At 68.4% G+C, this 9,325-nt stretch carries 10 protein-coding genes; 4 read left to right on the top strand and 6 right to left on the bottom strand.

The window, feature by feature from the left end; translation table 11 throughout:
* Positions 1–160 precede the first annotated feature (160 nt).
* A complete protein-coding gene (locus tag IE302_RS42305; protein ID WP_191260104.1) occupies positions 161–1,276 on the bottom strand; it encodes an FAD-dependent oxidoreductase in 1,116 nt (371 codons plus the stop codon).
* Positions 1,277–1,340: 64 nt separating this feature from the next.
* Between IE302_RS42305 and IE302_RS42300 the strand changes: the two genes are divergently transcribed.
* Both IE302_RS42300 and IE302_RS42295 read left to right on the top strand, forming a co-directional pair.
* Positions 1,341–1,880, top strand: a complete 540-nt coding sequence (locus IE302_RS42300; RefSeq protein WP_308436964.1) for a TetR/AcrR family transcriptional regulator C-terminal domain-containing protein — start codon at positions 1,341–1,343, stop codon at positions 1,878–1,880.
* Between the two features lie 128 nt (positions 1,881–2,008).
* Positions 2,009–3,160 (top strand): site-2 protease family protein, encoded by a 1,152-nt coding sequence (locus IE302_RS42295; RefSeq protein ID WP_191260103.1) that lies wholly within the window; start codon positions 2,009–2,011, stop codon positions 3,158–3,160.
* A 6-nt stretch (positions 3,161–3,166) separates the two neighbouring features.
* Here the strand turns inward: IE302_RS42295 and IE302_RS42290 are convergent, their stop codons facing one another.
* From IE302_RS42290 to IE302_RS42275, 4 genes are all read right to left on the bottom strand, one after another.
* Positions 3,167–3,922 carry a hypothetical protein gene (locus tag IE302_RS42290; protein ID WP_191260102.1) on the bottom strand — a complete coding sequence of 252 codons (756 nt, stop codon included), beginning with the start codon at positions 3,920–3,922 and terminating at the stop codon, positions 3,167–3,169.
* Positions 3,923–3,971: 49 nt separating this feature from the next.
* On the bottom strand, positions 3,972–4,343 hold the full coding sequence (locus IE302_RS42285; protein WP_093936104.1) for a hypothetical protein: 372 nt from the start codon (positions 4,341–4,343) through the stop codon (positions 3,972–3,974).
* A 31-nt stretch (positions 4,344–4,374) separates the two neighbouring features.
* Positions 4,375–4,743: a roadblock/LC7 domain-containing protein gene (locus IE302_RS42280; protein ID WP_191260101.1), complete on the bottom strand. Its 369-nt coding sequence runs from the start codon at positions 4,741–4,743 to the stop codon at positions 4,375–4,377.
* 315 nt (positions 4,744–5,058) lie between these two features.
* A complete protein-coding gene (locus IE302_RS42275; protein ID WP_191260100.1) occupies positions 5,059–6,444 on the bottom strand; it encodes a carbon-nitrogen hydrolase family protein in 1,386 nt (461 codons plus the stop codon).
* A gap of 36 nt (positions 6,445–6,480) precedes the next feature.
* Here IE302_RS42275 and IE302_RS42270 point away from each other — a divergent pair, with 36 nt between their 5' ends.
* Positions 6,481–7,140 carry a MarR family transcriptional regulator gene (locus IE302_RS42270; protein ID WP_229908357.1) on the top strand — a complete coding sequence of 220 codons (660 nt, stop codon included), beginning with the start codon at positions 6,481–6,483 and terminating at the stop codon, positions 7,138–7,140.
* A gap of 136 nt (positions 7,141–7,276) precedes the next feature.
* Here the strand turns inward: IE302_RS42270 and IE302_RS42265 are convergent, their stop codons facing one another.
* Positions 7,277–8,107 carry a helix-turn-helix transcriptional regulator gene (locus IE302_RS42265; protein WP_191260099.1) on the bottom strand — a complete coding sequence of 277 codons (831 nt, stop codon included), beginning with the start codon at positions 8,105–8,107 and terminating at the stop codon, positions 7,277–7,279.
* 118 nt (positions 8,108–8,225) lie between these two features.
* Here IE302_RS42265 and IE302_RS42260 point away from each other — a divergent pair, with 118 nt between their 5' ends.
* Positions 8,226–9,278, top strand: coding sequence for an aldo/keto reductase (locus IE302_RS42260; protein WP_191260098.1), 1,053 nt, complete (start codon positions 8,226–8,228; stop codon positions 9,276–9,278).
* Positions 9,279–9,325 lie beyond the last annotated feature (47 nt).

Here is a 9,325-nt window from a genome sequence, read left to right as displayed (position 1 = left end):
CGAAGGTCTCGCAAAACCCAGGCCTCACGAGTGCTCACCCGCCAGCAGCCACCACATCCAAGCCTGCCAAACCCGACTCGAACACACCCCATTAGGCCTCCTTGCCTACTCTGGAGGTAGTGAAGGAGGCCTTCACGGACCTGCCCATGCGGCAATTCGCCTAAGCCTTCGGCACATAGGCCGGGAGCGCGTCGAGACTGTGCCGCACGGCCTCGGTACCGTAGGCGAACATCTGCCGCTCGTACTCGCCGACGGCGTCAAGGAGGCTCCTGCGTCCCTCTGCGGCCTCGATCAGGCTGCGGCGCAACAGATCCGCGTCTCGCAGGGCGGTGTTCGCGCCGTTGCCGCCGGTCGGGGAGGTGGCGTGGATCGCGTCGCCGAGCAACGTGACCGGGCCGGGCGCCCAGCGCTCGCGCGGCTCGACCACACGGATCGACAGGAGCGCGCTGTTGTCCGGATCGGACTGTTCGACGAGCTCACGCAGGTCCGGATGCCATCCGTCCATTCTGGACAGAGCGGCCTCCTGCGGGGTCGCCGTACCGAGCGAACCGTCCGGCGGCAGGATCATCGCCCAGCGCACGTAATCGCGGACATCCGGAAGGACCACCTCGGGCGCCAGCGCTTCGGCCGCCTCCTTGGGCGGGGTGCGGAAACGCATCGCCCCGAGCAGCAGGCTCACGCCGTCCCCGGCGATCTTCGAGCCGAAAGCCTTTGACAGTCCGGCGAAACGCTCGGTCAGCGTGGTGCGGCCGATGACGAACCGGACGCCGGTGTCGGTCGGGGTGGTCGACGGCGACAGCGTCGTGCGCACGGCGGAACCGACACCGTCCGCCCCGACGAGCAGGCCGGTGGTGACCGGGTCGCCTTGGGCGAACCGGGCGTCGACCTTGCCGTCGGCCAGGACCTCGTACCCGGTCAGCGCGGCGCCGGTGCGCACCGTGAGCCCGGTCAGCAGCAGATGCCGGAGCACGTGCCGATCGACCACGATCCCGGATCTGCCCGGGCCGAGCTCGCCGATCGTGGTGAGCCGCGGGTCCAGGATCAGCCGCTCGCCGTAGGCGTCACCGACGATCGCGTCCAGCAGCGAATGCCAGCGCGACGGCAGGCAGGCGCGCACGGCGTCGAAGCCCACCGGGTTCAGCACGAGCCGATACCCCTGGAACCGGGCGGTGATCGCGGGGTCCCGTTCGTACACCTCGACGTCGATCCCGGCCCCGCGCAGTCCCTGCGCCAAGGCGAGACCACCCAGACCGGCTCCGGCCACCGAAACTCGCATCCCACACCTCCCGAAACACCGGAACGAACTTAGTTCGTCGCTAACCATCCGCCGGGTCGCCGCGGTGCTGGGCGCCGGGCCGTCGTCGCTGTACGCGCACATCGTCAACAAGGACGACATCGACGACCTGCTCGTCGGCAGGCTCTATTCCGAGATCGTCCTCCCCGAACCGGATCCGGCCCGCTGGCAGGAGCAGATCCGCGACGTCTACACCCAGATCCGCGACCAGTACCTGAAATACCCGGGAATATCCCGCGCCGTACTGGGCACGGTCCCGACCAACCTCGTCACCCTGAAGGTGCGCGAAGGACTGCTGGCGATCCTGCTCGCCGGTGGCGTCGAACCGCGGACCGCCGCCTGGGCACTCGACGCCCTCTCGCTCTATGTCAGCGCCTACGCCCTGGAGCGGTCGCTGGTCCAGCAGCGGCGAAAGGACCCGGACCAGGAATGGGTCGTCGGCCGCGAAGAACTGCTGCACCGGTTCGCCGCGCTGCCCGCCGACGCGTTCCCGCACACCCGGCACCACGCCGCCGAGCTGACCTCGGGCACCGGGGACGACCGGTTCGGCTTCACCCTCGGGCTGATCATGGCGAACCTCGCCTAGGGCCTGTCCACCAGACGGCCCTGCGATCGAGGCTGTTCGGCCCTAGTCGCCCGTTCACTGCCCGAGAACCGTGGAACCGGTCCATTCCCGCGAAACACCGGTCAACGGCGCCCGGGGAAAGGGATCCGATGTTCCGCACCGCCATCCCGCTCGGCCGCTGGGCCGGAATCGCCGTCCGGGCCCACTGGTCGGTCCTCGTCGTGCTTCTCCTGATCACCGATCTCCTGGCCTCGGCCGCGCTCCCCCGGGCCGCTCCCGGCGCGAGCCCCGGGTGGTACTGGGTCACCGGCCTGCTCACCGCCGCGGGTTTCCTCGCTTCGCTGCTGCTGCACGAGTTCTCCCACGCCGCCGTCGCGCGGCGGCACGGTGTCGAAGTCAAGAGGATCACCCTGTGGATGCTCGGTGGCGCCGCCGAACTCGAGGACGAGCCCGCCACACCGAAGGCCGACTTCCGGATCGCGGTGGCCGGCCCGGTCACCAGCGCGCTGATCGGCATGGTCGGGCTCGGTGCCGCCGTCCTCCTGGCGGAGGTCGTGCCTCCCCTGCCGGTCAGTGCCCTGGCCTGGCTCGGCGTCGGGAACCTCGCGCTGGCGATGGTCAACCTGCTGCCCGGCGCGCCCTTGGACGGCGGCAGGATGCTGCGCGCGGCGATCTGGGCGCGGCGCGGCGACCGGGCCCGCGCCGGAACCGTCGCCGGGCGAGTCGGGCAGGTCCTCGGCGCGGCGCTGGGGATCGCGGGACTCGCGCAGCTGCTCCTGTCCGGCCGCCTCGCCGGCCTTGGGCTCGTCCTGCTCGGCTGGTTCCAGATCTTCGCCGCGCAGGCCGAGTTCGCCGCGGGCCCGCTGCGCGAACGGCTCGGCGGGGTCCGGGTGCGCGAGATCATGAACCCGTCCCCGACGGTCGCGCCCGGCTGGTGGACGGTGGACGCCTTCGCCGAACACGCGGCGGGCGCCGGCCACGATCGGGTCTTCCCGGTGCTGTCGTTCGACGGTGTCCCCGTCGGTGTCGTCAGTCTCGGGGACCTGATCCGGGTCTCGGCCGACGCCCGCCGCGCGACCACGGTCGCCGACGTCGCCCGCAAGGATCAGGCGGTCACCGTCGTCGGCGCCGACGCGCACGTGACCGAGCTGATGAAGCGCGTTTTCCTCCGGCACGGCCGCGATCTCGTGCTGGTCACCGAATCCAGCGCGCTCGCCGGCGTGGTGGGCGCCGGCGACCTGGCCAGGGCCGTCGAGCTCGCCACGCTGGGCCACCGTCCGCGGGCGTCGGATCTCCGATGAGCCCGCTCATTTCGCCGCGCCGGGAGCCGTACGGGGCCTCAGCAGGAGCCCGGGCGGCAATTCCACCTCCAGTCCCATGATCGTCGCGGTCGGCCTGCGGCGAGGCCACCACCCCGTTGTGGTGACGTCGATCAGGTCGTCGGTGAACGCCTTGCGCTGCGCCGGTGTCACCGCGTGCCAGCGCATCTTGAACGCGGGGCGCACCGGCGCGATGAACGGCCTGACCGGTTCGTGGGCGCGGGCGAACACGGCCTCGAAGTCCCGGACGGGCACGTAGCCCAGCTCCAGGTCGATCAGCGGCCGCGGTCCCCCGGCCCGGTGGTGGCACCGGGCGAGGATCCGGGCGATCTCGTCCACCGCCAGGCGCACGGCGCCGGGGACCTGGTCCTGCCACCAGCCCAGGAACGGCGCGTTCAGCGACTGCGCGGTGAGTTCTTCCGGGAGCACGATCACCGCCCGGACCGCGGTCCCGGTCAACTCCACGTGGAGCCGTGTCCATCGGCCGTCCGTGTCGAGGAAGAATCGCGGCACCGGCACCGTGGTGTCGGCGCCGAGCCGGATCCGCTCCTTCACCGCGACGAACGGATGGTCCGACGGTTCGGGCTGCGTGGCGTGACGGCCGGTCCGGCCGTCCGGCAGGACGAACACGAATTCGAGGCGATCGCCGATGAGTTTCAACCCGGCCGGGAACAGCGACCCGAGACCACCCATGAGCGCCGAGCCGACGACGAGTGCGCTATAGCTGGACGCTCCTCCGGTCATCGCCGGCTCCCTCCGATCCGGCTGGCCGCCGCCGCACCCGCGCCTGTCTTCAGACCTGCAACTCCGTCTCGATGCGCTTGAGATAGTGCCGCGCCAGCGCGAGATTCGCCTGGTCCCGGTCCAGCACCAGATAGAGGAACAGGGAACTCCTGGCGCTCACGGAATCCAGCAGGCGGATCAGGTGGTACTGGCGATGCAACGTGATGAGGATGTCCTCGATACTGTCGTTGAGCGCGAGTGCGGACATCACCCGGAGCTTCGACCTGACGACATCGGTGTTACCCGCCGCCGCGACCTCCAGGTTGAGCCAGTCACCGCCCCCGCTGGTACCGAGCGACATCCCGCTCTCGTAGTCGACCAGCGCGACGCCGACGGCTCCGGCGATCGACATGGATTCCTTCAGGGCGTTTTCGATGTTCATCGAACTCCACTTCCTCGTTGCGATTGACGGACTAAGAGGCCAGAATCGAACTGATCCGGTCGATCACCGGGCGGCATTCGAAAAGAAGGCGGCCGACATTCAACTGCCGGTCGCCCATGATGACCATGAGTGCCCTCCGGTCGATGGCGTACACGGCCATGTAACCGTCGCTGCTGAACACCACGGTCTGCCTGAGTGTGCCTTTGCCCGTCACTTCGGCCGCCTGACGCGCGATCCCGAGATTCGCGGCAGCGAGTGCGGACACCTCCGCGGGGTCGATACTCTTCGCCGCGTCGGCGACGATCGGTATTCCGTCGACCGCGGCTATCACCGTGTCGGTCACTCCGGCGACGTTGTCCCGCAGGGTCCGCAGTTCGGCGATCAGTGCATCGAAATCCACTACATCTTTCTTCCTGTTTCAGAGGACCCATCAGGAGATTCGCGATGAACAGCGCTCCGCATGAACTCGATTCAGTGACGCCGGCACAGGGCAACGATCACTCGATGGGCTTTCTCGACCGCGAAGGAACGTACCACCGACGTTAGTCATCACCTATGCGTATCCGAGAGACGGCAGAGGTATCACGCGATCGGCTCAAACACTTTCCGTGTACGCACCAGGTCGTCGAATCATCGCGACCGCACGTCGCGACGCCACCGGAAAGAGGACGGGTACGCGAATTCCTGACGATCCCGGAAAAGCAGCGAAAATGCCTTACCAATCTGCCACACGTGGCGTCAAGGCGTCATCGAGTGCCTTCTGCCGCCTGGCATCCGGATTCTGGTACTCCTTGACCATGGCGTCGGTCGTCAGATACTCGTCCGGCTTGCCGGGAGGACCGGCGGCGGTCAGCAAAGTGGTAGCCGGGTATTCGATCTCGTAAGGCCCGTTCTCGCCGTCTTTCTTCTCCCGGTAGAAGCGCGTGATCGCCAGCCCGTTGCTCACCGCCGCTTTCGCCCCGAGGTGCACGGCCAGCCTTTGCCCCGCCTCCGCCTGCCATCCTTTCTTCCACATGGGAGCCGCGAGAACCGGGACGAGAACATGGGTGACTCCCACCGCGATGAGATGCTGATGGCGTTCCGGGCGCGTGAAGTCCTCGCACACCTGGATCGCGAATCGCCCGGCGCGGGACTCGAGCACGGTTATCAGGGAATCATGGGAGATGCGTTCGTCGCGTTTGACCCCGCCGAGTTCGATCTCGTACTCCTTCTGCTTCTCCACCGTGAAGCAGAAGCCCGACATCTTGTCCTGGGTGAGCATCGGCTCGACCCAGCCGTTGCGATGGACGAGCACGGCGCGGTTCGGCGGCCGGTTGCTGCCCGGTGCCGGCCCCGCGGCGGTCACCGGGCCGGTTCCCAGGAGGAGCCACGTGAGCGAGCTTTCCTCGGGCCGTGGCGTGGCCCTGAGCTGCTCGCGCCACCGTTCGAGAATGCTGTCGTCGAGGCAGCCCTCGGGCAGGATGGCCAGCGCCGCCCCGCTCCGGTCGAGGACGTTCAGCGCTTTCGCGATCCGGTCGCCGAGTCGCGCGCTGTCGGGCGCGACGGTGTAGAACCCGCCGTCGGGATGATCCTTTTCCCAGCGCAGGTCGGCCGGTTCGGCCAGCAGGGGCAATTGCGCGATCCTGAGCGGCGATCGCGGCAGGTCGCGGACCGCGGCGACCCGCGTGAGCTGAAGGTTCACGCTGACATACGGCGGGATGCGCAGCAGGTGCACGAAGTCGTCGAGACTTTCCGGGTCCCGGTTCGGACGACGCGGGAACGTCCGGCAGGGCAGCAGCATGCCCCCGGTCTCGTCGTTGAGCCTGCCGTTCATCTCCAGCCGCACCTGGAGGTAGTCGAGCGCCCTGTTGCCCGGCTGGGAGGTGTCGGCGTTGGCGTCGAGGAGCGCGAGGTCCAGGCCGAGCAGGACGCCGAAGCTCTTCTGGTCGTCCGGGAAACCGGAGATCCACTCCTCGGCGAGGAGACCGGTCGCTCGCACCTCGTCCTTGACCGCGTCCTCGATGTCCCGCACCCTCGCCACCTCGGACCAGTCGCTGAGCGTGTCCCCTGGGATGTTCCTGAGCCCGTCGTACAGGTTGACGAACGCGTCGGCCGGATCCATACTTAACACTTCCTTGATTCTGGAGGTGGGGAGCCCATGCCCTCGATCGCGACAGCCGCACCGGACACGACGTCGGCGGGCGTGGCGCCCGCGTCCGGCACCCTGACCGAGAAGGCGGATGGGCTTTCCCGGGGTTTCGAAACCTGGGCGGAGAAGCTGAAAGAGGAGACCGGCGAGGGGAAGGTGCTCGGCGACCACGCGGCGGTGGACCGCTGGGCGGCGGCGGTCGGCAGATGGCTGGTCGACGCCACCCGGCTCGCGGACGTCCCGTCGCTGCGTTCCGCGTTGGAGGCCTTCCAGGCGGCGGGGATGCGGCTGCAACCGGGCGGACACACGATGCGGCTCGAAGCCGTCGTGATGGCGTTGGCCGAGGTGGCACAGGCCGCGCTCGACCGGGCGGAGCAGGCGGCACTCGCCGACGACCTGGACCCGAAGTCGTGGGCGGCCAGGATGCTCGTGCTGATCCACCGCGAACCGCACATCACCAGCTCCGACGTCTGCGCCCGGCTCGGCGTCCACGAGGCGCAGATCAGCCGCAGCGGGAAGACGCTGATGGAGCGAGGCCTGGTCGTCAAGACCCGGCTCGGCCGCTCGAAGGGCTGGTACGCCACTCCCCGGGGCGAGACCGTCGCGATCCGGCTCGCGGAACGTGAGAACGAACAGTCACGATTCGAAAATCGCGACGGACGTTCCTGAACTGTGTCGAGAATCGTGTTCTCACCACCCTCCGGCGCGCCGTTCCTGCGTTAGTCGCCGACGCCCGGAGGATGGTTACGCACGGCGACGCCCATGGGATACGTTTTGCTTCAGGTTGTGACCACTTTATTACCATTCACCGCGCGAACAGGCTGTCCAGGGAAGACCGGCTGTCGTCGTCCAGGGCGCGATAGATCACCAATCGCTGGTCCTGATCCTGAAGCGGTGTGAGCACTTCGAAATGCAGTTCGAGCAGGCCCGCCTCGGGATGCCGGATCGTCTTGCTGCCCCGGCCCTTGACCTTGACGTCGCGTTCGGCCCACAGCCGCGCGAATTCCTCGTCCATGGTGAACTCGGCGATGAGATCGATCAAAGCCTGGTCATCCGGATGTGCGGCCCACGCGGCGCGCAGATGAGCGATTCCCTCCCGGACGACGCGTTCACGGTCCACAGAGAAATCGCGGATCTCCGGATGTTTGAGGCATAACCACATCGAATTGCGCCGCGACGGCGGCAAGGTGTCGAAATCCACCAGGAGCCGCGCCATTTCTTCGTTCCAGGCGAGGATGTCGTAACGGTGGTTCATCAGCATGACGGGCAGCGGTGACAGATCGGCGATCAGCCGGGCCAGTGGCGGCGCCGCGGTGGTCGCGGGCTTGTCCGCGCCGCGGGGGCGCCGCCGGGCCAGATCGAAGAGGTAGGCGCGTTCGTCGGGAGCCAGGCGCAGCGCCCTCGCCAGCGCCTCCACCACCTCCGCCGACGGCCGCAGCCCGCGCGCCTGCTCCAGCCGCACGATGTAGTCGATGCTGACCCCGGCCAGTTCGGCGACCTCCTCCCGGCGCAGCCCGGGCGTCCGCCGGGACCGGCGGCGCGACGGCAGGCCGAAATCGTCCGGGTCGAGGCGTTCACGCCGGGTCCGCAAGAACGCGGCCAGCTCCTGGGTCGGGTCCACGGTGCGGGTCGTCATGATCGGTTCCAACAGCCGGTGTAGGACCGGTGTTCCCAGGATCTTCTCTCCCTTATCCCCTGCTCACGGCGGTCGCAGACTGGTCGTCGACAACGGATCACGAGCACAGGAGGACACGATGCCGCTCACCCTCGACACCTATCGGCTGCTGGGCCGGTCCGGGCTGCGGGTGTCCCCGCTGGCACTGGGCGCGGCGACCTTCGGCACCGAATGGGGCTGGGGCGCAGGGCAGGACGACGCGCGCAAGCTGTTCGACCACTACGTCGAACGCGGCGGGAACTTCATCGACACCGCCAACACCTACACCGACGGCAGCTCCGAGCGGCTGCTGGGCGAATTCACCCGCGACAACCGCGAAAGTCTCGTACTGGCGACGAAGTACACGACACTGCGCCGGCCCGGCGACCCGAATTCCGGCGGCGGGCACCGCAAAAGCCTGTTCGCGTCGGTGGAAGCGAGCCTGCGGCGGTTGAACACCGACTACATCGACCTGTTCTACCTGCACCTGTGGGACTTCACGACGCCCGTCGAAGAGATCCTGCGCGGGATGGACGATCTGGTCCGCCAGGGGAAGATCCTGTACGTCGGGATCTCCAACACCCCGGCGTGGGAGGTGTCTCGCATGCAGGCGATCGCCGACCTGCGCGGCTGGTCGCCGCTGATCGCGCTGCAGATCGAATACAACCTGATCGAGCGTACCGGGGAACGCGACCTGATCCCCATGGCCCGCGAACTGGGGCTGGGCGTCGCCCCGTGGTCGCCGCTGGCGGGCGGTGTGCTCAGCGGGAAGTACCGCCGTGACGACGTGTCCCCGGCCGAGGACGGCACCCGCAAGAACTTCAACCTCGCCCTGGGCACGCTCACCGAACGGAACTTCGCCATCGTGGACGTCGTGAAGGAGGTGGCGGCCGAACTCGGCCGCACCCCCGCCCAGGTCGGGCTGGCGTGGACCCTGCGGAACCCGGCTGTGACGGCACCGATCATCGGCGCCCGCACTCCCGCCCAGCTGGAGGACAACCTGGGTGCGCTGGAGGTCGACTTCACGGCGTCGCAACTGGCCCGTCTCGACGAGGTGAGCGCGATCGACCTCGGCTTCCCGCACGCGATGCTCGCCCGCGACTCGACCCTCGCGCTGACGCGGGGCGACATGACCATCGAAGCCCGCCGCTGAACCTTGGGTCGCGTGGGTCGTGAGTGGTAAGTGACGTTCTAACGTCA

Source organism: Amycolatopsis oliviviridis (assembly GCF_014654365.1).
In the GTDB taxonomy this organism is placed as follows: domain Bacteria; phylum Actinomycetota; class Actinomycetes; order Mycobacteriales; family Pseudonocardiaceae; genus Amycolatopsis; species Amycolatopsis oliviviridis.
Note: the sequence above shows the minus strand (reverse complement) of the source record. Positions and strands in the feature narration are given on the sequence as shown.